This is a genomic window from Bradyrhizobium sp. USDA 4503 (genome assembly GCF_054055815.1).
Map to the genome: position 1 here is coordinate 5597377 of NZ_JBSRXS010000001.1, position 22362 is coordinate 5619738.

General features: G+C 64.8%; 24 protein-coding genes. 14 read left to right on the top strand and 10 right to left on the bottom strand.

The genetic code is table 11. The features are described from left to right. The first annotated feature begins 8 nt into the window (after nt 1-8). On the top strand, nt 9-797 hold the full coding sequence (locus ACVMIH_RS26710) for a glycosyltransferase family 32 protein (protein ID WP_057020955.1): 789 nt from the start codon (nt 9-11) through the stop codon (nt 795-797). A 56-nt stretch (nt 798-853) separates the two neighbouring features. On the opposite strand, the gene ACVMIH_RS26715 is transcribed toward ACVMIH_RS26710, so the two are convergent. Then, a complete protein-coding gene (locus ACVMIH_RS26715) occupies nt 854-1732 on the bottom strand; it encodes an HpcH/HpaI aldolase/citrate lyase family protein (RefSeq protein WP_229192521.1) in 879 nt (292 codons plus the stop codon). Nucleotides 1733-1875: 143 nt separating this feature from the next. Between ACVMIH_RS26715 and ACVMIH_RS26720 the strand changes: the two genes are divergently transcribed. Further along, entirely contained in the window at nt 1876-2532 is a 657-nt protein-coding gene (locus ACVMIH_RS26720; protein WP_168858194.1) for a carbonic anhydrase, read from the top strand. Nucleotide 2533: 1 nt separating this feature from the next. Here the strand turns inward: ACVMIH_RS26720 and ACVMIH_RS26725 are convergent, their stop codons facing one another. Continuing rightward, nucleotides 2534-3094 carry a TIGR00645 family protein gene (locus tag ACVMIH_RS26725; protein WP_092086973.1) on the bottom strand — a complete coding sequence of 187 codons (561 nt, stop codon included), beginning with the start codon at nt 3092-3094 and terminating at the stop codon, nt 2534-2536. A gap of 38 nt (nt 3095-3132) precedes the next feature. Next, on the bottom strand, nt 3133-4167 hold the full coding sequence (locus tag ACVMIH_RS26730) for an aspartate-semialdehyde dehydrogenase (protein WP_253588492.1): 1035 nt from the start codon (nt 4165-4167) through the stop codon (nt 3133-3135). A 116-nt stretch (nt 4168-4283) separates the two neighbouring features. On the opposite strand from ACVMIH_RS26730, the gene ACVMIH_RS26735 reads away from it, so the two are divergent. Together ACVMIH_RS26735 and ACVMIH_RS26740 are read left to right on the top strand one after the other, a co-directional pair. Then, on the top strand, nt 4284-5078 hold the full coding sequence (locus tag ACVMIH_RS26735; RefSeq protein ID WP_456864015.1) for a hypothetical protein: 795 nt from the start codon (nt 4284-4286) through the stop codon (nt 5076-5078). A 176-nt stretch (nt 5079-5254) separates the two neighbouring features. Next, on the top strand, nt 5255-5659 hold the full coding sequence (locus ACVMIH_RS26740; protein WP_057020960.1) for a hypothetical protein: 405 nt from the start codon (nt 5255-5257) through the stop codon (nt 5657-5659). Between the two features lie 176 nt (nt 5660-5835). On the opposite strand, the gene leuB is transcribed toward ACVMIH_RS26740, so the two are convergent. Next, nucleotides 5836-6948, bottom strand: a complete 1113-nt coding sequence (gene leuB / locus ACVMIH_RS26745; RefSeq protein WP_038387231.1) for a 3-isopropylmalate dehydrogenase — start codon at nt 6946-6948, stop codon at nt 5836-5838. A gap of 264 nt (nt 6949-7212) precedes the next feature. On the opposite strand from leuB, the gene ACVMIH_RS26750 reads away from it, so the two are divergent. Both ACVMIH_RS26750 and ACVMIH_RS26755 read left to right on the top strand, forming a co-directional pair. Next, complete coding sequence (locus ACVMIH_RS26750; protein ID WP_057020962.1) at nt 7213-8076, top strand: DMT family transporter; 864 nt, start codon at nt 7213-7215, stop codon at nt 8074-8076. A gap of 89 nt (nt 8077-8165) precedes the next feature. Further along, complete coding sequence (locus ACVMIH_RS26755) at nt 8166-9389, top strand: YbfB/YjiJ family MFS transporter (protein WP_253588491.1); 1224 nt, start codon at nt 8166-8168, stop codon at nt 9387-9389. 98 nt (nt 9390-9487) lie between these two features. On the opposite strand, the gene ACVMIH_RS26760 is transcribed toward ACVMIH_RS26755, so the two are convergent. The 3 genes from ACVMIH_RS26760 to ACVMIH_RS26770 form a co-directional block, all read right to left on the bottom strand. After that, nucleotides 9488-10273, bottom strand: a complete 786-nt coding sequence (locus ACVMIH_RS26760) for a molybdopterin-binding protein (RefSeq protein ID WP_057020964.1) — start codon at nt 10271-10273, stop codon at nt 9488-9490. Between the two features lie 10 nt (nt 10274-10283). Continuing rightward, nucleotides 10284-10916, bottom strand: coding sequence for a cytochrome b/b6 domain-containing protein (locus ACVMIH_RS26765; protein WP_076834681.1), 633 nt, complete (start codon nt 10914-10916; stop codon nt 10284-10286). A 180-nt stretch (nt 10917-11096) separates the two neighbouring features. Continuing rightward, nucleotides 11097-11651, bottom strand: a complete 555-nt coding sequence (locus tag ACVMIH_RS26770) for a fasciclin domain-containing protein (protein WP_057020966.1) — start codon at nt 11649-11651, stop codon at nt 11097-11099. Between the two features lie 326 nt (nt 11652-11977). On the opposite strand from ACVMIH_RS26770, the gene ACVMIH_RS26775 reads away from it, so the two are divergent. Then, nucleotides 11978-13378, top strand: a complete 1401-nt coding sequence (locus ACVMIH_RS26775) for an MFS transporter (protein ID WP_057020967.1) — start codon at nt 11978-11980, stop codon at nt 13376-13378. Nucleotides 13379-13635: 257 nt separating this feature from the next. Here ACVMIH_RS26775 and ACVMIH_RS26780 read toward each other — a convergent pair whose 3' ends face one another. Continuing rightward, nucleotides 13636-14397 carry an SDR family oxidoreductase gene (locus ACVMIH_RS26780; RefSeq protein WP_057018142.1) on the bottom strand — a complete coding sequence of 254 codons (762 nt, stop codon included), beginning with the start codon at nt 14395-14397 and terminating at the stop codon, nt 13636-13638. An 86-nt stretch (nt 14398-14483) separates the two neighbouring features. Between ACVMIH_RS26780 and ACVMIH_RS26785 the strand changes: the two genes are divergently transcribed. Together ACVMIH_RS26785 and ACVMIH_RS26790 are read left to right on the top strand one after the other, a co-directional pair. Next, nucleotides 14484-16013, top strand: a complete 1530-nt coding sequence (locus ACVMIH_RS26785; protein WP_456854233.1) for a malonate--CoA ligase — start codon at nt 14484-14486, stop codon at nt 16011-16013. A gap of 82 nt (nt 16014-16095) precedes the next feature. Next, nucleotides 16096-16569: a DUF3658 domain-containing protein gene (locus ACVMIH_RS26790; RefSeq protein ID WP_456854231.1), complete on the top strand. Its 474-nt coding sequence runs from the start codon at nt 16096-16098 to the stop codon at nt 16567-16569. Here ACVMIH_RS26790 and ACVMIH_RS26795 read toward each other — a convergent pair. Next, nucleotides 16547-17407, bottom strand: coding sequence for a sulfite exporter TauE/SafE family protein (locus tag ACVMIH_RS26795; protein ID WP_456864018.1), 861 nt, complete (start codon nt 17405-17407; stop codon nt 16547-16549). The genes ACVMIH_RS26790 and ACVMIH_RS26795 overlap by 23 nt on opposite strands. Nucleotides 17408-17420: 13 nt before the next feature. Beyond that, complete coding sequence (locus tag ACVMIH_RS26800) at nt 17421-17660, bottom strand: hypothetical protein (RefSeq protein WP_456854227.1); 240 nt, start codon at nt 17658-17660, stop codon at nt 17421-17423. 122 nt (nt 17661-17782) lie between these two features. Here ACVMIH_RS26800 and ACVMIH_RS26805 point away from each other — a divergent pair, with 122 nt between their 5' ends. From ACVMIH_RS26805 to ACVMIH_RS26825, 5 genes are all read left to right on the top strand, one after another. Continuing rightward, nucleotides 17783-18685: a LysR family transcriptional regulator gene (locus tag ACVMIH_RS26805; RefSeq protein ID WP_456866562.1), complete on the top strand. Its 903-nt coding sequence runs from the start codon at nt 17783-17785 to the stop codon at nt 18683-18685. 229 nt (nt 18686-18914) lie between these two features. Then, entirely contained in the window at nt 18915-19313 is a 399-nt protein-coding gene (gene sdhC / locus ACVMIH_RS26810; RefSeq protein ID WP_028337891.1) for a succinate dehydrogenase, cytochrome b556 subunit, read from the top strand. A 14-nt stretch (nt 19314-19327) separates the two neighbouring features. After that, nucleotides 19328-19702 carry a succinate dehydrogenase, hydrophobic membrane anchor protein gene (gene sdhD / locus ACVMIH_RS26815; protein WP_141341401.1) on the top strand — a complete coding sequence of 125 codons (375 nt, stop codon included), beginning with the start codon at nt 19328-19330 and terminating at the stop codon, nt 19700-19702. A 3-nt stretch (nt 19703-19705) separates the two neighbouring features. Then, on the top strand, nt 19706-21544 hold the full coding sequence (gene sdhA / locus ACVMIH_RS26820; RefSeq protein WP_057018135.1) for a succinate dehydrogenase flavoprotein subunit: 1839 nt from the start codon (nt 19706-19708) through the stop codon (nt 21542-21544). An 18-nt stretch (nt 21545-21562) separates the two neighbouring features. Further along, nucleotides 21563-22348, top strand: a complete 786-nt coding sequence (locus ACVMIH_RS26825; RefSeq protein ID WP_028337893.1) for a succinate dehydrogenase iron-sulfur subunit — start codon at nt 21563-21565, stop codon at nt 22346-22348. Nucleotides 22349-22362 lie beyond the last annotated feature (14 nt).

The window sequence follows — 22362 nt, forward strand, 5'->3', positions numbered from 1 at the left end:
TGACGCGCATGCTGCCTGACATCGTCACCTTCTGGCACGGCTCGATGGACGCGCTGCGCCAGACCTGCCTGCGCTCGCAGGCGGCGGCGGGGCACAAGGTCACCGTCTACAGTTTCGATCCGATTCCCGGCCTGCCCGACGGTATCGGCAATGCCGAAGCCGAAGCCGTGCTGCCGCATTCGTTCGCGGAGAAGCTGCGCCCGGCGGAGCCCGACGGCTCGTGGCGCGACTGGACCATGCTGCAGTTCAGCGACTTCTTCCGCATGCGGCTGATGGCGCGGCGCGCCGGTCTCTGGCTCGACGCTGACGTGCTGCTGCTGAAGGGCGTCGAGCTCGATCCGGCCAAGCCCTATTTTGCCTGGGAGCGGCCGCGGCAGCTCGGCAACTCCGTGCTGTATCTGCCGCCCGACGATCCGATCGTGCGCGCCTTCGAGGCGCTGATGCAGCAGGACGAGCTGATCCCGGATTGGCTGGCGCTGCGCCATCGCCTGACCTTCGCGATGCGCCGGCTGCGCGGCAAATCCAACCGCCTCGCCGACATCCGTGTCGCAATCTACGGCCCGGCGGCGCTCACCGCGCTGGCGCGCCGCGCGGGCGAGTTGCAGCACGCGCTGCCGAAGCGATCATTCTACGCCGTGCATGCCGAGCCGAAGCTGTTCTTCGAGCCGTCGGATTTTTCGCGCTACCTGAACGATCCCGGGATCATCGGCCTGCACATCTCGCCGAAAGGGCGCGGCAAGGAGGCGCCGATCCCGGGCAGCCTCTACGCGTGGGCGGCGGAGAGATTTGGAGCGTAACGCAAACACCGCTGCACCCTCTCCCACAGGGAGAGAAGGGAAGACGCTTCGCAGGGCTAATGCCCCATCGCGGCGATCGCATCGGCGATCGCGATGGTGCGCCTGGCCATCTCGGCGTGCAGGCGCTCGACCATGCGGCCGTCGAGCTGGATCGCGCCGCGCGAGGCGTTCTCCGGCTTCTCGAAAGCGGCAATGATCTTGCGCGCCTCGGCGACCTCGGCCTCGGGCGGCGTGAAGATCGCGTTGCAGGCATCGATGTGGCTCGGATGGATCAGCGTCTTGCCGTCGAAGCCGAGATCGCGGCCCTGCGCGCATTCCTCCGCGAAGCCGTCGACATTGCTGATGTCGCTATAGGGCCCGTCGAGGATCTCGAGCCCGTGCGCGCGGGTCGCCAGGATGCAATGCGTGATCATCGGAATCATCGCCGCGCGGCCCGGCTTCATCCGGATCCGGGTTTCGCGGGCAATGTCGTTCGGCCCGAACACGAAGCCGGCGAGCCGGGTTTCGGAATCCTTCGATGCCGCGGCCAGCTTGTCGGCGTCGAGCACCGCGCGCGCGGTTTCGATCATCGCCCAGACCCGGATCGAGGCAGGCGCATTGATGTCGCTGAGGCGATCGGCGACGGCGTTGAGATCGTCGACGGTCGAGATCTTGGGAACCAGGATCCCGTCCGGCTGCGACTTGCCAGCCATGCCGATGTCGTCGACCCACCAGGGCGTGTCGAGCGCGTTGATGCGGATCAGCACCTCGCGCTTGCCAAAGCCCTTGGCCGCGACCGCCGTGGCGATCTGCTCCCGGGCTGTGGCCTTGGCGTCGGGGGCAACGGAATCCTCCAGGTCGAGGATAATGCCGTCCGCCGGCAGCGTCCGGGCCTTTTCCAGCGCCCGTGCATTCGATCCCGGCATGAACAACAAGCTGCGGCGCGGACGGGTCATCGACATTCTCCTGGAGGCTCGGGCTCCGCCGGTGGCCATTGTTTAGGCATCGGGCGGGAACCATTCTTCAACGCTGCCGTATCATCTCAGGCCACACGCCGAAAGTCTTGTTCCCGTTACCCGCATGTGGTTAGCCAGAGGCCATGAAATTCTTTCCGAAGCAGTTGATCGACGGCTACCGGACGTTCGCGACCCAGCGGCTGCCGACCGAGCAGTCGCGCTACCAGGATCTCTCGGAGCGCGGCCAGTTTCCCGAGACCATGGTGATCGGCTGTTGCGACTCCCGCGTCTCGCCGGAGGTGATCTTCGACGCCGGCCCCGGCGAGTTGTTCGTGGTCCGCAACATCGCCAATCTGGTTCCGGTCTATCAGCCCGACAGCAACGCCCACGGCGTCTCGGCCGCGCTGGAATATGCCGTGACCGTTTTGAAGGTGAAGAACATCGTGGTGCTGGGCCACGCGCAGTGCGGCGGCATCCGCGCCTTCGTCGACAAGATCAAGCCGCTCACGCCCGGCGACTTCATCGGCAAATGGATGCAGATGTTCATCAAGCCCGGCGAAATCGTCGAGCAACGCGAGCATGAGACCATGCAGGACTTCGTCGTCCGCATCGAGAAGGCCGCGGTGTTCCGCTCGCTGGAGAACCTGATGACGTTCCCATTCGTGCGCGAACGCGTCGAGAGCGGCGAGATGCAGCTGCACGGTGCCTATTTCGGCGTCGCCGAGGGCTCGCTGTTCGTGCTCGACCGGGTCGCGAAGGAATTCATCAGCGTCCGCGACGAGCTGAAATCAGACCAGTAATCTACTCGTTGCCGTGATGGCCGCTGCCCCAGCGGTCGGAGATCGCGAGCATGAAGGACGACACCACGAATACCAGGTGCACGCCGACCAGCCAGGCGAGCTTGCTGGGGTCGAACGCGGTATCGAGGTTCATGAACGCCTTCAGCACCTGAATCGCCGAGATCGCGACGATCGACGCCAGCAGTTTTTGCTTCAGGCCACCGAAATCGACCTTGGTCATCCAGTCCGGCCAATCCGGATGCCCTTCCGGATCGATCTTCGAGACGAAGTTCTCGTAGCCTGAGAACACCACGATCAGGATCAGATTGCCGGTCAGCGAGATGTCGATCAGCGCCAGCACGCCGAGAATGATGTCGGATTCCTTGGCATCCGGCACATGCAGAATGAAGTGCCACAGCTCCATGCAGAACTTGAACAGCAACGCCGCGAGGCTGATGACGAGGCCGAAATAGAACGGCGCCATCAGCCAGCGGCTGTTGAACAGCAGGTTCTCGAAACGACGTTCAACCCGCTTCAGCGTCGGATTGGGCCGATAGGTCGCCGGTTGTTCCGCTTCCGCCATGCCACGAGCTTCCTGACGCCGTATTCCCGCGGCAGCTTTTATGCCGCCTTCTGCTTGGCGGTGATCAGCTTGCGGTTGATCAGGACTTCGGCGATCTGCACGGCATTGAGCGCCGCGCCCTTGCGCAGGTTGTCCGACACGCACCAGAACGACAGGCCGTTCTCCACCGTCGCGTCCTCGCGGATGCGGCTGATATAGGTCGCGTCCTCCCCGGCAGCCTCATAGGGCGTGACGTAGCCGCCCGGCTCGTGCTTGTCGATCACGAGGCAGCCCGGCGCGCGGCGCAGGATGTCGCGCGCCTCGTCCGCCGTGATCGGATTGGCGAACTCGACATTGACGGCTTCGGAGTGACCGACGAAGACCGGCACGCGTACGCAGGTGGCGGCGAGCTTGATCTTCGGATCGAGGATCTTCTTGGTCTCCGCCATCATCTTCCACTCTTCCTTGGTGTAGCCGTCTTCCATGAAGACGTCGATCTGAGGAATGACGTTGAAGGCGATGCGCTTCGGAAACTTCTTATTGACCAGCTCGTCGTTGGTGTAGACGGCCTTGGTCTGCGAGAACAATTCGTCCATCGCGTCCTTGCCGGCGCCCGACACCGATTGATAGGTCGAGACCACGACGCGCGTGATCGTCGCCTTGTCGTGCAGCGGCTTCAGCGCGACGACGAGCTGCGCGGTCGAGCAGTTAGGGTTAGCGATGATGTTCTTCTTGGTGAAGCCGGCGGTCGCATCCGCGTTCACTTCGGGCACGATCAGCGGCACATCCGGGTCCATGCGCCAGGCCGAGGAGTTGTCGATCACGACCGCGCCGGCGGCGCCGATCTTGGGCGACCATTCCTTGGAGACCGAGCCGCCGGCCGACATCAGGCAGATGTCGATGTCGGAGAAGTCATAGTGCTCGAGCGCCTTCACCTTCAGCGTGCGGTCGCCATAGGAGACCTCGATGCCGACGCTGCGGCGCGAGGCCAGCACGACGACCTCGTCGGCGGGGAATTTGCGCTCGTCGAGAATGTTGAGCATTTCGCGCCCGACATTGCCGGTCGCTCCGACCACCGCGACTTTGTAACCCATCGTTCACTCTCCGACGAAAAATGCCCGTTCCCCCGCAAGCTGCGGAAAGGGAAGAGGCAGCGCTTCTATGCGAGAAACCCCGTCAAGACAACGTTGCGTAGTTTTTGAGCGTTTTGATGCGTTTATTTCGGGCCGATCCGGCCGCGCCCCATCATACGAGAATTCCGTCAACACTGACGAGCTTCGTCGACGAGGTGTACGCCACGCTCTCCCGGCTATTCGCCTATGTCGCCGTGCTCGCGCTGTTCGTCGTCCTCGGCAACTATCTATGGAAGCAACTGCCCGACGCAACGGCGATGGCGGCCCCTGCCGCCGCAGGCTGGAGCCCGGCCGGCCGCACGGCGCCGGCCTTTGCCGTGAGCCGGCTCGATCTGCGAGATAAAACAGAGACTTACGAGATCCTCCGGCACTCCGAGGGCGGCCGCAAGGACGTCTTCCGCTGGGCCGATGCCAACGGTGCAGCGGTCGCCGAGCTGGAAATCTACCGCCCCGGCGGCGAGACCGTAGGGCCTGCGGTCACCGAGATTGCCGGGCGGCTCGACCCGGATGGCGTCCGCGAGCTCGAGGCGGCCGGCATCGTCGACAGCAAGTTCGGCAGCGTCACCTTGCTGCGCCCGGCGCGGCAGGACGGCGACCGCGCCTGCCTCGGCTTCCTCAAGCAGGCCGACGCGCCTGACCTCCGGATCTCCGGCTGGACCTGCCAGGGCGCCAGCCTGCCGGCCCGGCGCGCCGCGATCATCTGCATGCTGAACCGCCTGACCCTGCTGGCCGCGGGCAACGATCCGCGGCTCGCCGCCCTGTTCGCGCATGCCGAGCTCAAGCGCACCGACTGCGTTACCTCCGGCGCGCCGGCCCTGTCGGCCGACTGGGTCATGGGCAGCGAGAACCCGCGCCTGCGCGGCGCGCTTTGATGGCGAGACCGTGGCAAAGCACTGGTTTTCATGAAACTTTTGCGCTTGGACACTCATTATCTCGGCCGGTGTGGCGCAATTGACCTAGTGACGGCCTCCCCACCATGGCTACAATGTGTTCCGAGTGATTTTGGCGGACGCGCCAGCCCCGACGGGGCCGTAATGACGAGGATGCGATGACCCTAGAATTCCCTGCCGCGAACAAGCTCGTGGTGTTGCTTGCCGCGGCTGCCGTCACCGCAACCGCGTTCGGCATGACCGCAGCCAGCGCGCAGAGCCCGAGCACGCGCAAGCAGCAGGAGCAGTATGACCGCGATGGCCGCCGCTACTACGGCGCGCAGGGTCCGAACCGGGTCTATCAGCAGGGTCCGCGCACCCGCGTTTACGTCACCACGCGCTCGTGGCTCGACGCCGGCACCGAAGTGCTGCCGGGCGACCGCAAGTTCAACGACTACGCCTATCCGCCGGAGATCGGTTATCCCTCGTTCGCGCGTGAGAACAACAACCGCCCGATCGATCGCCAGCCGCTCAGCCCGCCGGCCGATCTCGGCGGCTATCCGCGGAATTTCCCGCTGTACTGAGAATTTCGGCGAGCAGCCGATACGAAAATGCCCGGCTCCGGCCGGGCATTTTCATTTTTGGTGCTGTCATTCCGGGGCATCGCGCAGCGATGAACCCGGAATCTCGAGATTCTCAGGTGCGCAAGCGCACACCATAGTTCGATGCTACGCATCGCCCCGGAATGACGGCAGAGCCGTCACGCGTGCAGCTTCTGCAATTCCTTCAGGATCGCCTCGCCCATCTGGCTCGTGCTGGCCGGCGTGGTGCCTTCCGACTTGATGTCGGCGGTGCGCAGGCCGCTGGCGAGCACGGCCGCGATCGCGGCATCGACCTTGTCGGCGAGCTCGCCCATGTCGAAGGAATAGCGCAGCGCCATGCCGAACGACGAGATCATCGCGATCGGGTTGGCGAGGCCTCGGCCAGCGATATCGGGCGCCGAGCCGTGCACCGGCTCGAACAGCGAGCGCCGCTTCTTCGTCTTCGAGTCGACTTCGCCGAGCGAGGCCGATGGCAGCATGCCGAGCGAGCCGGTCAGCATCGCCGCGATGTCGGACAGCATGTCGCCGAACAGATTGTCGGTCACGATGACGTCGAACTGCTTCGGCGCCTTGACGAGGTTCATGCCGCCGGAATCGGCGAGCTGGTGCTCGAGCGTGACGTCCTTGTATTCGCGCGCGTGGACCTGGGTCATGACCTCGTTCCAGAGCACGCCCGACTTCATGACGTTGCGCTTCTCCATCGACGTCACCTTGTTGCGGCGCTTGCGCGCCAGGTCGAAGGCGACGCGGCCGATGCGCTCGATCTCGTAGGTGTCGTAGACTTGGGTGTCGACCGCGCGCTTCTGGCCGTTGCCGAGATCGGTGATGGTCTTCGGTTCGCCGAAATAGACGCCGCCGGTGAGCTCGCGGACGATCATGATATCGAGACCCTCAACCACGTCGCGCTTCAGGCTCGAGGCCTCGGCGAGCGCCGGGTAGCACACCGCCGGGCGCAGATTGGCGAACAGGCCGAGATCCTTGCGCAGCCGCAGCAGGCCGGCCTCGGGACGGACCTCATAGGGCACGCTGTCCCACTTCGGGCCGCCGACCGCGCCGAAGATCACGGCGTCCGCCGCCGTCGCCTTGGCCATGTCGCCCTCGGAGATCGACACCTTGTGGGCGTCATAGGCGGAGCCGCCGACCAGGCCCTGCTCGGTCTCGAACTTCGCGATGCCCTGCGCATTCAGCCAGTCGATCACGCGTTGCACCTCGGCCATCACTTCGGGGCCGATGCCGTCGCCGGGGAGAAGCAGCAGTTTATGGGTCGCCATGGTGTTACCTCGAGCTAATCGTTGTTGTCTTTGCCGGGCAAGAGCGCGAAGCGCGTCCTCGCACAGATGACCCGGCAATCCATCCCGCTTCGAAAGGTCTCTCTGAAGATGGATGGATGCCCGGGTCGAGCCCGGGCATGACGAGCGGGGGAAATCCGGCCGGAGTGCTAAAACGCCGGAGCCGGATTGGCAAGGCACCCCGGATCGGCCCAGAATGGTCCCAACGGGCAACCCGCGCCTTCAGAAGCCAACAAGACGGACCTCATGACCGCAGCCATCGTCTACGCCTTCGCCTCGGCGATTTTCCTCGGCGCCGGGGTGGTGCTGGCGCAGCTTGGCCTGCGCACCGTCGAGCCGCTGTCGGGCGCCGCGATCAGCGTGCCCACTTTCACCCTGCTATTCCTGGTGCTGTCGCCGCTGATCCTGCATGGCGAGCCGGTGGTCTGGCGTGCGCTGCCGATCTTCATGGCGATCGGGCTGTTCTTCCCGGCCTCGCTGACGCTCCTGACCTTTGCGTCAAACCGGGCGCTGGGACCGGTCATCACCTCGACGCTGGGCAATCTGGCGCCGCTGTTTGCGGTCACCGCCGCCGTGGTGCTGCTGCACGAGCCCTTGCTGCCGCAGCAGCTCATCGGCCTCGTCGTCGCGGTCGCGGGCGCCGCCATCATCACCGTGACGAGGCCGCGCGACCTCGGCCATTGGCGCAGCTGGGCGCTGCTGCTGCCGCTTACCAGCGCGCTGGTGCGCGGCATCGTGCCGCCGATCGCCAAGCTCGGCCTTGCGATCTGGCCGAGCCCGCTATGGGCCTGCCTGGTCGGCTACGTCATGTCCTCGCTGGTGGTGCTGACCGTGCAACGGGTCCGCAAGGGCAGCTTCATGGTGCAGGCGCCGCGCGAGGGCCGGTTCTGGTTCGCGCTGACCGGGATCAGCAACGGGCTCAGCGCGCTCAGCCTGTTCGCCGCGGTCCGCAACGGCCCGATCACGCTGGTGGCGCCGCTCGCCGCGATCTATCCGCTGGTCACCGTGGTGATGAGCGCGGTGGTGCTCAAGCATGTCGAGATCACCGCGCGGATCGTCGGCGGAACCCTGCTGACCGTGATCGGCGTCGCGCTGGTCCTGATCGCCTGATTGCCTGATACGCAAGACAGTGTTGCGGGCATCGGCGCTGGGCAGCGCCGCCGCGGCCTGTCACAATGGCCGCATTGCCGGAGTGAATTGTGAGAGCCCCCGCCCCGTCCTACCCGCATGCCGCGCGGCTGATCCTTATTCTGTCGCTCGCACCGACGGTCGGTCTCGGCATCGGCCGGTTTGCCTATTCGCTGGTGCTGCCCGACATGCGCGAGCAGCTGGCCTGGTCCTATTCGGCCGCCGGCTTCATGAACACGATCAACGCCGCCGGCTATCTGGTCGGCGCGCTGCTCGCCTCACGCCTGATTGAACGCTTCGGACTTGCCGCGTCGGTGCGCTGGTCGACGCTGGCCTGCGCGCTGTCGCTGGCGCTTTGCGCCCTCTCGGGCAATTTCGTGGTGCTGAGCTTTGCCCGCCTGCTGGTCGGCTTCGCCGCCGCGATCGGCTTTGTCGGCGGCGGCGCGCTTGCGGCAACCATCGCGCAATCGCGACCCGAACGCGCGAACTTCCTGCTCAGCCTGTTCTATGCCGGGCCGGGCGTCGGCATCTTGGCATCCGGATTGATCGCGCCCTTCGTGCTGCAGGGTTTCGGCGCCGGCTCGTGGTCGATCGTGTGGTGGGCGATGACGCTGCTTTCCGCGATCATGACCGTGCCGCTGATGCTGGCGCCGCTCCACGCCAACACCGCCGCCGGCGGTATCGTGCGGACCCAATTCGCTGTCATGCCGGTCCTGATCTACCTCGCCGCCTACTTTCTGTTCGGCGCCGGTTACATCGCCTACATGACTTTCATGATCGCCTATGTCCGGGACGGCGGCGGCGGCGCAGCTGCACAGAGCGCGTTCTGGAGCCTGATCGGCGTCAGCGCATTCGTCACGCCCTGGGTCTGGGGGCGGGTGCTGGCGCTCGACCGCGGCGGGCTCGCCACCACCATCATCCTCGGCGTCAACGCGCTCGGCGCCAGCCTGCCGATCTTCGGGCATTCGCCGCTGCTGCTGGCGATCTCGGCGCTGGTGTTCGGCGTCGCCTTCTTCGCCGTGGTCGGCTCGACCACCGCCTTCGTGCGTTTCAACTACCCGCCGCAATCCTGGCCGACCGCGATCGCGGCGATGACCATCGCCTTCGGCATCGGCCAGACGCTCGGACCGATCGTGGTCGGCGCCATCACCGACGCGGTCGGCAGCCTGTCATTCGCGTTGAACGTCTCGGCCGCGATGCTCGCGCTCGGCGCGCTGCTGTCGGCGTTTCAGAGGAAGGTCCCCTCCCAGCGTCGTCCCGGCGAAGGCCGGACCCATAACCACAAGCGGTTGTGATGGAAGGGAGCGTCTCCCCTCGTACCTATTCCCGCGGCCGCGGGGTATGGGTCCCGGCTCCCGTGCGCAATTGCGCATTAGGCCGGGACGACAGCGAGTTAGCTCCCGCTGAACGAATTGTAGCCCTGGTCTTCCCAGTAGCCGCCCTTGTAGTCGTTGGTGACTTCCATCGAGAGCACGTATTTCGGGTTCTTGAAGCCGAGCTTGGTCGGGACCCGGATCTTCATCGGAAAGCCGTAGGCGCGCGGCAGGATCTCGTCGCCGAATTTGAACGTCATCTGGGTCTGCGGGTGCAGCGCCGAGCGCATGTCGAGCGGCGAGTTGTAGCCGTCCTTGTCGGCGCACTGGAACCAGACATATTTGGCACGGGTGTCGGCGCCGACCAGCTTGAGGAAATCGCGCAAGGGTGTACCGGTCCAGCTGCCGATCGCGCTCCAGCCTTCGACGCAGATATGCCGCGTCACCTGCTTGACCTGCGGCAGCTTGTACAATTCGTCGAGCGTCCACGACTTCTTGTTCTCGACCAGCCCGCGCACCTCGAGCTTCCAGTCCGCTGCCGCAATCTCAGGCGCGTCGTCGAGATCGTAATAGGCGTTGAACGGGAACGGCTTGGTGATCATGCTCTCGGGGAAGGTCGGCGCCAGCGCATCCGGATTGAACATCCAGGCCTGCACCGCATCGTTGAACTTCGAGACCTGCTTGAGCATTTCCTCGGCTGACGACGAATCGACCACATCGCAGCCGGTGAGCAGCGTCAGCGCGCCGAGGCTGGTGCCCGCCGTGATGAAGCGGCGGCGCGTCAGCTCCGGCATCGTCTTCACCGCATCGCGCACGAGCAGCTTCTTGTCGACACCGGGGATCAGGAGCTTGCGGAGACGACCCATGACTACCTCCCTAGCGTCCGATGATCATGGCGCGCAGGCTCTTCGGCACCAGCAGCGCGAGCGCGACATGGATCACCAGGAAGGCGACGATCAGCGCCATGCAGGTGAAGTGAACGTAGCGGGCGAAATCGTAGCCGCCGAACAGCGACACCAGCCAATGCAGCTGCACCGGCTTCCACATCGACAGGCCGGACAGCACGATGACGACGCCGACCACGATGATGCCGGCATAGAGCAGCTTCTGCACCGAATTGTATTTGCTGAGATCGTCATGCGACAGCTTGAAGGCCAGCGCCGCCTTGGTGTCGGCAATCACGCCGCCGGGGGTGATCGGCAGCAGCTTCTTGCGGAAGCGGCCGGTGGCGAAACCCAGCGCCAGATAGACCAAGCCGTTGGCCATCAACAGCCACATCGCGGCGAAATGCCAGAGCAGCGCACCGCCGAGCCAGCCGCCGAGCGTAATGCTCCGCGAGAAGGTGAAGCTAAATAGCGGCGAGGCGTTGTAGATCTGCCAGCCGGACATGATCATCAGGATCATCGCGAAGGCGTTGATCCAGTGCACCATGCGCACCCAGACCGGCTGGATCGCCTTCGCGGGCGTCGCGGTCTCTGCCTGGTGGTCGCTGACGGCAAGGCTCGTCATGGGATGTCTCTGCTCGTGATCGTTACCAGGTTATACGCCCGGAACCGGCGTTCCGTTACGGGGTCAGGCATCATCAGTTTGATATAGGCTGCTTCACATGGTCACAAAAATGCGAGCCGGGCGAGGCGCCGGCTCGCTATGTCGCGGGTCCTTTGAGGGACTAAAGCAGGCCGCCAGGTGTTACGTCGCCGGCATCAGCACGGTATCGACCACATGGATGACGCCGTTCGACTGGTTGACGTTGGAAATCGTCACCATCGAGCTGCCGCCCTTGGCATCGACGATCCAGACCTTGCCGTCCTGCTTCTTGACGGTCAGCTCCTCGCCCTCGGCGGTCTTCAGCTTCTTGCCGTCGGTGAGGTCGGAGGCCTCGAGCTTGCCCGGCACCACATGGTAGGTGAGGATCTTGGTCAGCGTCGCCTTGTTCTCGGGCTTGACGAGGGTGTCGACGGTTCCGGCCGGCAGCTTGCCGAACGCGGCATTGGTCGGCGCGAACACCGTGAACGGGCCCTTGCCTTCCAGCGTGCCGACCAGGCCCGCAGCCTTCACTGCGGCGACGAGCGTGGTGTGATCCTTCGAGTTGACGGCGTTCTGCACGATGTTCTTCGACGGGAACATCGCGGCGCCGCCGACCATCACGGTCTTTTCCTCGGCACGGACCGGCGCCACGACAGTGGCGGTGATCGCAAGCGCGCTGAAGGCGGCGGCGGCGAGATAGGCAATACGCTTCGACATGGTTTCATCTCCCGATGAGTAGGCCGACCGGCGAGGCTTCGCCGGCGTTGAAGGGGCAACAACGGCGCGTGCTGGTTGATCAGTGCGTCGTCGTTGGCTGAGCTACGGCAGGCTTTCCGGACGGTTTCCGGAAATAATTCTTTGTGATTGTTGAAACCGGCCGGCGCGCGCTGCGTACACGCGACGCCTCGCGCTGCCCGGCATGCATTCCATTCAGCGGAATGGACGCGTGCGCTGCCGCGAGCAATTTGCTTGCCGCAGTCAGCTGATTGGTTCAGCTTGAGGTTGCGGCACAGCTTCGCAGAAAGCGGCCGCGGGGAGGCATCATGAGCAGCATCACGGCTGACGGCCACGCCGCACCTGCGGTGAACGATGCAAGTATCGACATCGGTCCGCTCGAGCAGAAGCACCTGCAATACGCCAACTACCGCGCGGTTGCGGACACAACCGAGATCACGAAAACGCATTGGCATATCGCCACCGCCAACGCGCTCGGCTGGGGCTTCGACGGCATGGACGGCGTGATCTTCGCGCTGATCTCGCCGATGGTGATCAAGGAATTTTCGCTGAGCCTGCCGGAGTACCGCTCCGGCATGCAGATCGCGCTGTTCGTCGGCATCGCGGGGCTTTACTTCTGGCCATGGCTCGCCGACCGCTACGGTCGCCGCACGCTGCTCGCCGTCAATATCGCGCTGTTCTCGCTCCTGATGCCGGTCGCGGCGATGTCGCCGACCTTCGCGGTGTTCGTGATCGCGCGCTCGCTATTGTTCTTCGCGCTCAACGGCGAATGGTCGCTGGGCTCGATGCTGGTCGCGGAGACCTGGCCGGCCCGGCTGCGCGGCCGCGTCATCAGCATCACCCGCTCGGCCTGGTGCCTCGGCGCCACGCTCGCCGGCGCAATCACCGGGCTCGTGGCTGCCAATTTCGGCTGGCGCATCGCAGTGATGGTGCCCGGCGTGATCGCGCTGCTTGCGATCTATATCCGCTCCACCTGCCCGGAATCGCCCTATTGGGTGCGCGCGCAGGACCGCAAGCGGCGCATCTCGGAGACGCTGGCGCGCGGCGGCACGGTCAGCGCCGAGGACAGCGCCTGGTTCGGCAAGGCCAAGTCGGTCGGCATCCGCCAGGTGTTCATGCCCGACGTGCTGCCCGCCACGCTTGTTGCGCTGTTCGTCGCCTGCGCCTCGACCTGCATCTACGGCACGGTCGGCGCCTGGATGCCGCTGTATCTGTCGACCGAGAAGCACTGGTCGACCGCCGAGTACAGCCTGTTCTACGTGTTCTACGGGCTCTGCGGCTTCCTTGGACTGTGCTTGGTGGGCTGGCTGATCGACAAGATCGGCCGCCGTCGCACCTTCATCATCACCCTGATCGAGGGTGCGATCTTCATGACGCTCTGGGTCTATTCCGAAGACCGCGTGCTGCTATGGACGTTCGGGCTCGCCTGGTGTCTCGGCTTCCTCGGCTTCTGGGGGCCGAGCACGACGCTGACCGCGGAGATCTTCCCGACCCGCATCCGCGGCGCCGCCAACGGCGTGGTCTGGGCGATCGCCTATTTCGTCGGCTTCGTGCTGTTTCCCTTCGTCTCGATCGCGCTTCAGCAGCACACCGGCTCGTTCGCGCTGTCGTTCCTCTGCATCCCGGTGCTGATGATCGCGATGGCGATCGGCGTGTTCCTGTTCGTGCCGGAGCATACCGGGAAAGAGCTGAACGAGATCATCGAGTGAGTCGCGCGGGACTCCGTCGTTTGTAGCCCGGATCAAGCGCAGCGAGATCCGGAACCAGCCTCTCCGCGGGCAGACCGTCGGATTACGCTTCGCTCCATCCGGGCTACGGAGCTCCAACCTCCCCTTGAAAAGGGGAGGTCGCTTTGCTCGCAGAGCAAAGCGGGTGGGGATCAGCGCTCTCCGCATACAGCATAGCCTGCGGCTGACCCCCATCCCGGCCTTCCCCCTTTCAGGGGGAAGGAGAAGACGGACCTCATCTAATCCCGGTTCGCCGGCGTCTGGATGAAGCCGCGGTTGTGGGTCGGGCTGATCAGGATCTCGTTCATGCACACCCGTGCCGGCATGCTGGCGACGAAGGCGATGGTGCGGCCGCAATCCTCGGGCTGCAGCATCTTGGCCTGCTCGGCTTCGCTCGGCACCACCGGCCGCTGCTTCAGGATTGGGGTCGCGACCTCGCCCGGCGACAGGCAGCAAGCGCGCAGGCCGTTGACGCATTCGTCCATGTTGAAGGAATGGGTCAGCGCCAGCACGGCGTGCTTGGTCGTGGTGTAGGCCGGGCCCGGCATCTTCGAGACGTGGCGGCCGGCCCAGGAGGCGACGTTGATGATGCAGCCGTCCTTCTGCTTGCGCATCGTCGGCAGCACCGCGCGCATGCAGTAGAGCACGCCGTTGAGGTTGACCTCGACGAGCTTGTCCCAGCCTTCCAGTTCCATGTCGGCCCAGCTGCGCTTCGGCACGTTGATGCCGGCGCTGTTAACCAGGAGGTCGATGCGGTCGTGCCTGCCGACGATCGCCTCGGCGGCCTTGTTGACGTCGGCCTTGTTGCTGACATCGAGCGGGATTGCCTCGGCCTTGCCGCCCTTTTTGGTGATGTTGGCCACCACGCGGTCGAGCTCTTCCTTGCGGCGGCCGGAGACCACCACCGTCCAGCCGTCCGCAGCCAGGAATTCCGCCCCGGATTCGCCGATTCCAGTACCGCCGCCGGTAACCCAGGCCACGCGTTTCCCATTATTTGTCATGCAAACTGTCTCCGTTGCTTTCTGAAGGGCGTTTTTGCTAATCCAGCCGAAATCTTCCGGCCCTTCGCCCCTCGGGGAATCTTTGCATGAACACGACCACCAACGCCAACCTGTTTTCCCGCCTGTTCGACGGCCTCGACGACCCCAGCCGGCTCGCGATCGAGCAGCTCGACGGCAGCCGCATCTCCTATGGCGATCTGATCGCGCGCGCCGGCCAGATGGCGAACGTGCTGGTCGAGCGCGGCGTCAAGCCGGGCGACCGCGTCGCGGCGCAGACCGAGAAATCGGTTTCGGCCCTGGTGCTGTATCTCGCCACCGTGCGCGCCGGCGGCGTCTATCTGCCGCTCAACACCGCCTATACACTGAACGAGCTCGAATACTTCATCACCGACGCCGAGCCGGCGCTGGTGGTCTGCGATCCTTCCAAGCAGGACGGCATCAAGGCGATCGCCGCCAAGGTAGGCGCCAAGGTCGAGACGCTCGGTGCCAACGGCAACGGCTCGCTGACCGAGGCCGCCGACCAGGCGGCGAAGGAATTCGCCACCGTGCCGCGCGGCAACAATGATCTCGCCGCGATCCTCTACACGTCGGGCACCACCGGCCGCTCCAAGGGCGCGATGCTGTCGCACGACAATCTGGCCTCGAACTCGTACTCGCTGGTCGACTACTGGCGCTTCACCGACAAGGACGTGCTGATCCACGCGCTGCCGATCTATCACACCCACGGCCTGTTCGTGGCCAGCAACGTGACGCTGTTTGCGCGCGCCTCGATGATCTTCCTGCCGAAGTTCGATCCGGACGTGATCATCAAGCTGATGGCGCGCGCCACCGTGATGATGGGCGTGCCTACCTTCTATACCCGCCTGCTGCAGAATCCCGGCCTGAACAAGGACGCCACCGGGCACATGCGGCTGTTCATCTCGGGCTCGGCGCCGCTGCTCGCCGACACCCATCGCGAATGGTCTGATCGCACCGGCCACGCCGTGCTCGAGCGCTACGGCATGACCGAAACCAACATGAACACGAGCAACCCCTATGACGGCGACCGCGTACCCGGCGCCGTCGGCTTCGCGCTGCCCGGCGTCTCGGTGCGGGTCACCGATCCCGAGACCGGCAAGGAGGTTCCGCGGGAGACCATCGGCATGATCGAGGTCAACGGCCCGAACGTGTTCCAGGGCTACTGGCGGATGCCGGAGAAGACCAAGGCCGAATTCCGCGCCGACGGCTTCTTCATCACCGGCGACCTCGGCAAGATCGACGACAAGGGCTATGTCCACATCCTCGGCCGCGGCAAGGATCTTGTGATCTCGGGCGGCTTCAATGTCTATCCGAAGGAGATCGAGAGCGAGATCGACGCCATGCCCGGCGTGATCGAGTCAGCCGTGATCGGCGTGCCGCATGCCGATTTCGGCGAAGGCGTCACCGCCGTTCTGGTCTGCGCCAAGGGCGCCGATGTCAGCGAGGCCGCGGTGCTGAAGGCGCTCGACGGACGGCTGGCGAAGTTCAAGATGCCGAAGCGCGTCTTCGTCGTCGAGGAATTGCCGCGCAACGCGATGGGCAAGGTGCAGAAGAATATTTTGCGCGATACGTATAAGGATATCTACGCAAAGGGATGAAGCCGCAAGAACGTCGTGAGGGGTAGATGGAGCGGGAGCAGGCATCCAGATTAACGATCAACTCGTCATCGCGCACGAGGCGATGAAGAAGGCTCGAGTCGCGATTGCGGAGATCGGAAAACAGGAGCGGCTTGAATTGGATGGCCCGCTTTATGACCTCCTGCTCGAGCTGGAATGGCAGGTGATGCTACCGCTCTACGAACAGTTTCGCGACCTGATGAAGCTGGAGCTTCATGAAGAACTGCCTCCCCCGACCTCCGAACTGAAGTGGAGCGACGTGCGTCTCCCCCGCGACGCTACGGAAGCTGCGCTCGACGACATCATCATGTCGGCCCTGACATCGCGATGGCAGAAGGTCGCGATGATTATAGGGGTCGTGATGGCAGACTGCGAGAAACTGAAATTGCCAATAGCTCCTGAAATGATCGGAGCACGCTTGCGATTCTTGTCCCACGCCGGTCGGATCGAGGGTGTCGGAGACCTCCGACGGTGGGGTCACAGCGAAGTGCGGCTGAAGGACGAGCCGATCCCGATCAGTGCCCGCCCAGCAAGCTGATCACGAACCGTCCGCCGACAATGAAGAGATAGGCCCCGAACGCCACCTCCAGCGCCCGCTTCGACAGCGCGTGCGCGACCTTGACGCCGAGCGGCGCGGTGACCAGCGTGGTCGGCATTACCAGCAGCGCACCGATCAGCGAGACGTAACCGAGCGCGAACGGCAATTGCAGCGCGGCGACGTCGGGGAAGCGCGCGGCGGCGGGCCAGCCGGCATAGACGTAGCCCAGCGCACCGGGGATCGAGATCAGCACCGCGAGCGCGGAAGACGTCGCGACTGCCTGATGGATCGGCCGGCCGTAGAAGGTCATCAGCAAATTGGCGAACAGGCCGCCGCCGATGCCCATCAGCGTCGAGAGCAGGCCGACGAAGAAGCCATAGACGCGCATCAGGAAGCCCTTCGGCACGTCGTCGCCGAACTTCCAGGTCTCGCGCGCCAGTAACAATCGCGCGGCCGCCGACCACGCCACCATCACGAACACGATCTTGAACAGCCGCTCCGGCGCAAAGCGCGCGGTGACGCTGCCGGCGGCAACGCCGATCACGATCGGCAGCCACCAGCGCTTCAGGATCGCCATATCGACCGCGCCGCGACGATAATGGGCGCGGAACGAGCTTAGCGATGTCGGGATGATGATCGCGAGCGAGGTACCGATGCACAGCGGCATCCGCACCTCGAGCGGCACGCCGGCGAGGCGGAAGCATTCGTAGAACACCGGCACCAGGATCGCGCCGCCGCCGATGCCGAACAGGCCGGCGAGAAAGCCGGACAGCGCCCCGACCGCAATCAGTAGCAGCGCAAGTTCGAGCAATTCCTTGGGATCGAGGCCGGCCATCATGTCCTTCGCATCGTCAGGAGGCGCCTGCCTCGGTGCGGTCGGCCAACCACAGTGCGACCAACGCTGCCACGGGAGCAGCGACCGCAATCAAGGCAAAGCGGAGTGGGATCGAGGACGTCGCGCCCTGCATCGGCAACGTCAGCACGTCGATTAACAGTCCGACGCAGGAGAAAACAAGCAGGATGGCCGGATCGTCGGCACCGGCACGTCCGCGCCGCTCGAGCGAAGTTGGACGGATGGACGTTGAGGCCATGTCGAACTCCTCAAATCGTGGAGCCGTGAGGCTAGACCCTTCTGAAAGACGGGGGTATTGCTGCAGATGAGCAGGCTCTCTTGCGAAATGCGGAAGGATCAGGCTTGGATCAGCTTGCGGCGATGGCGGCCTTTGTCCGCGCGGTCGAGAGCGGCAGCCTGTCGGCGGCCGCGCGCGCGCTGCCAAGCTCGCTGACCTCAGTGAGCCGGCAGATCAGCGCGCTCGAGGAGCATTTCGGCACCCGCCTGCTACTGCGTACCACCCGCCAGCTCGCGCTGACCGACGACGGACGCATCCTCTACGAGCGCGCGAAATCGATCCTCGGCGAGATCAGGGAGATCGAGGCGGCGCTGGCGCGCGACCCGCATCAGCCATCGGGACGGATCCGCGTCAGCTCGCCGAGTCTGATCGGTCGGCTCGTGATCGCGCCGCTGCTGGTCGAGTTTCTGCGCCGCTATCCGGCGCTGTCCGTCGACCTTCTGCTGGTCGACCGCGCCGTCGATATGGTCGACGAGGACATCCATCTGGCAATACGCATCGGCCGCTTGCGCGACTCGCAACTCGTGGCGCGCAAGCTCACCGATCTGCAGCTGATCGTGTGCGCGTCGCCGGACTATCTGGCCCGGCGCGGCGCGCCGCAGACACCGGTTGATCTTGCCGGGCATGACTGCCTGGTGTTTTCCGATTCGCCCGGCAGCGCGGAGTGGCGCTTTGCCGACGGCAGCAAGACGGGTCGCAAAATCCGCATATCCGGTCGGCTCTGGATGAATAGCCTCGACGCGCTGGTCAGCGCGGCGCGGGAGGGCGCCGGCATCGTCCGCGTGCCGTCCTGGCAAGTGCAGTCCGAACTCGCCGACGGTCGCCTGACGCGCCTGTTGATCGACCATGAGCCGGCGCCGACGCCGCTGCATCTGATGCTTCAGCCGTCACGTCTCGCATCGCCTAAGATCAGGGCATTTGTCGATTATCTGGTGGAACGCTGGGGCAAAATCGACGCCTTGCGCCCCCCGTTTGCGGGCAGCTGAGCGCGCCAATCGATCCTCGAACATCTCAATTCACTACTTGGTTCGCTCAACCTTGCATCTGGTATACCACACTGCGGATCAACCAGAATTCGGCAACTCTAACAATGAACTTCGGTTCGACCGAAGGCTATTTGGCCGTTGCGCGGGGTGATCCGACTCCGTAAATAGAACTCCTCTACCGCGTTCCCCGATGGGCCGGCCGCGGTCCCTCACAACATAAAGCCCGCCGATGACCGCCAGGATCGAACGACCGCTTTCACCCCATTTGCAGACCTACCGGTGGACGCTGACGATGGCGCTGTCCATCGTCCACCGCGCCACGGGTCTGGCCCTCTATTTCGGCACGCTGCTGCTGGCCTGGTGGCTGATCGCCGCCGCCTCCGGCCCCTCGGCTTACGCCAACGTCCAGGCCTTCACCGGCAGCGCGATCGGCAAGCTGATCGTGTTCGGCTACACATGGGCGCTGATGCACCATCTCTGCAGCGGCATCCGGCATTTCGTCTGGGACCTCGGCTACGGCTTCAAGGCCAATGAGCGCGAAGCCCTGACTTGGGGCGCGCTGGTCGCCGGCATCGCGTTGACCGTTTTGGTCTGGATCATTGCCTACGCCGTGGGAGGTGGACGATGAGCGGCCCCTCCTCGATGCGCACGCCGCTGGAGCGCGTCCGCGGCCTCGGCTCCGCGCACACCGGCACGGGCGATTTCTGGCGCCAGCGCCTCACCGCGGTTGCGATGACGCTGCTGATCGTTCCCGTGATCGTCGTGGTGATCACGCTGATCGGCCGCAACCATGCCGGCGCGGCGCAGATCCTCGGCTCGATCCCAATCGCCATCATCCTGCTGCTCTTCATCGTCGCCAGCACCTGGCACATGAAGATCGGCATGCAGGTCGTGATCGAGGACTACATCCATAACGAGAAGCTGAAGATCGCCAGCGTGATGGCGAACAACTTCTTCTGCGTCGCGGTCGCATTGGCCTCGATCTACGCAATCCTCAAATTGTCGTCGGGAGTTTGATCCATGGCCGGTGAAGGAAACGGCAAGGCCACCAACGGTGGCCCGGCCACGAACGGCAAGGCCTACCCGATCCAGGACCACACCTACGACGTCGTCGTGGTCGGCGCCGGCGGCGCGGGCCTGCGCGCAGTGGTCGGCTGTTCGGAAGCCGGGCTGCGCACCGCATGCATCACCAAGGTGTTCCCGACCCGCTCGCACACGGTGGCGGCGCAGGGCGGCATCTCGGCCTCGCTCGGCAACATGCATCAGGACGACTGGCGCTGGCACATGTACGACACCGTGAAGGGGTCGGACTGGCTCGGCGACCAGGACGCGATCGAATACATGGTGCGCAACGCGCCCGACGCGGTCTACGAGCTCGAGCACTGGGGCGTTCCGTTCTCGCGCACCGAGGACGGCAAGATCTATCAGCGCCCGTTCGGCGGCATGACCATCGACTTCGGCAAGAGCCAGGCACAGCGCACCTGCGCCGCCGCCGACCGCACCGGCCACGCCATGCTGCACACGATGTACGGCCAGTCGCTGCGCCACTCGGCCGAGTTCTTCATCGAGTTCTTCGCCATCGACCTGATCATGGACGATCAGGGCGTCTGCCGCGGCGTCATCGCGCTCAAGCTCGATGACGGCACGCTGCATCGCTTCCGCGCCCAGACCACGATCCTGGCGACCGGCGGCTATGGCCGCGCCTATGCCTCCTGCACCTCGGCGCACACCTGCACCGGCGACGGCGGCGGCATGGTGCTGCGCGCCGGCCTGCCGCTGCAGGACATGGAATTCGTCCAGTTCCATCCGACCGGCATCTACGGCTCGGGCTGCCTCGTCACCGAAGGCGCCCGCGGCGAAGGCGGCTATCTCGTCAACTCCGAGGGCGAGCGCTTCATGGAGCGCTATGCGCCGTCGGCCAAGGACCTCGCCTCGCGCGACGTCGTCTCGCGCGCGATGACGATCGAAATCCGCGAAGGCCGCGGCGTCGGCAAGAAGAAGGACCACATCTTCCTGCACCTCGACCACCTCGATCCGAAGGTGCTGCATGAGCGGCTGCCGGGCATCTCCGAATCGGCAAAGATCTTCGCCAATGTCGACGTCACCCGCGAGCCGATCCCGATCGTGCCGACCGTGCACTACAACATGGGCGGCATCGCCACGAATTATCACGCCGAGGTGCTGACCAAGCGCAATGGCGACGACAATTCGGTGGTGCCGGGCCTGATGGCGATCGGCGAAGCGGCCTGCGTCTCGGTGCACGGCGCCAACCGCCTCGGCTCCAACTCGCTGATCGACCTCGTGGTGTTCGGCCGCGCCGCGGCGCTGCGCCTTGCCGACAAGCTGACCGCGAACGCCAAGCAGCCGGAGCTGCCGAAGGATTCCGCCGACCTCGCGCTCGGCCGGCTCGATCATTTCCGCCATGCCTCCGGCGGCACGCCGACTGCGAAGCTGCGCGACAGCATGCAGCATGTGATGCAGAACAATTGCGCGGTGTTCCGCACCGGCGACGTGCTGCAGGAAGGCCAGAACCTGATCCACAAGGTCTATGGCGGCGTCGGCGACATCTCGGTGTCGGACCGCTCGCTGGTGTGGAATTCCGACCTGGTCGAGACGCTGGAATTCGACAATCTGATCGTGCAGGCGGTCGTGACGATGGATTCGGCGGCGAACCGCACCGAAAGCCGCGGCGCGCATGCGCGCGAGGACTTCCCGGACCGCAACGACAAGGACTGGATGAAGCACACGCTGACCTGGATCGATCCGGCCGGCAAGACCGCGATCGAGTACCGTCCGGTGCACAGCTACACGATGACCAATGACGTGCAGTACATCCCGCCGAAGGCGCGGGTCTACTGAGAACGAAGGCGAGCAAGCATGGTTGAATTCGCACTTCCGAAGAATTCGAAGATTTCCGGCGGCAAGACCTGGCCGAAGCCGGCCGGCGCCACCGAGACGCGCGAATTTCGGGTGTATCGCTGGAACCCGGACGACGGCAAGAATCCGAGCGTCGACACCTATCATGTCGACACCAATGATTGCGGTCCGATGGTGCTGGACGGCCTGATCTGGATCAAGAACCACATCGACCCGACGCTGACCTTCCGCCGCTCCTGCCGCGAAGGCGTCTGCGGCTCCTGCGCGATGAACATCGACGGCCAGAACACGCTGGCCTGCACCAAGTCGATGCACGACGTCGGTGCCGGCGGCGCGGTGAAGGTCAATCCGCTGCCGCACCAGCCGGTGGTGAAGGACCTGGTTCCGGACCTGACCAATTTCTACGCCCAATATGCCTCGATCGAGCCGTGGTTGAAGACCACGACGCCGACGCCGCAGAAGGAGTGGAGGCAGAGCCACGAGGACCGCGAGAAGCTCGACGGCCTCTACGAGTGCATCCTGTGCGCCTGCTGCTCGACCTCATGCCCGAGCTACTGGTGGAACAGCGAGCGCTTCCTCGGCCCCGCCGCGCTGCTGCAGGCAAACCGCTGGGTCACCGATTCCCGCGACGAAGCGACCGGCGAGCGGCTCGACAATCTCGAGGATCCGTTCCGCCTCTATCGCTGCCACACCATCATGAACTGCGCCAAGGCGTGTCCGAAGGGCCTCAACCCCTCCGAAGCGATCGCCGAGCTCAAGTTCAAGCTGGTCGAACGCCAAATCTGATCCGTTGCAGCCGC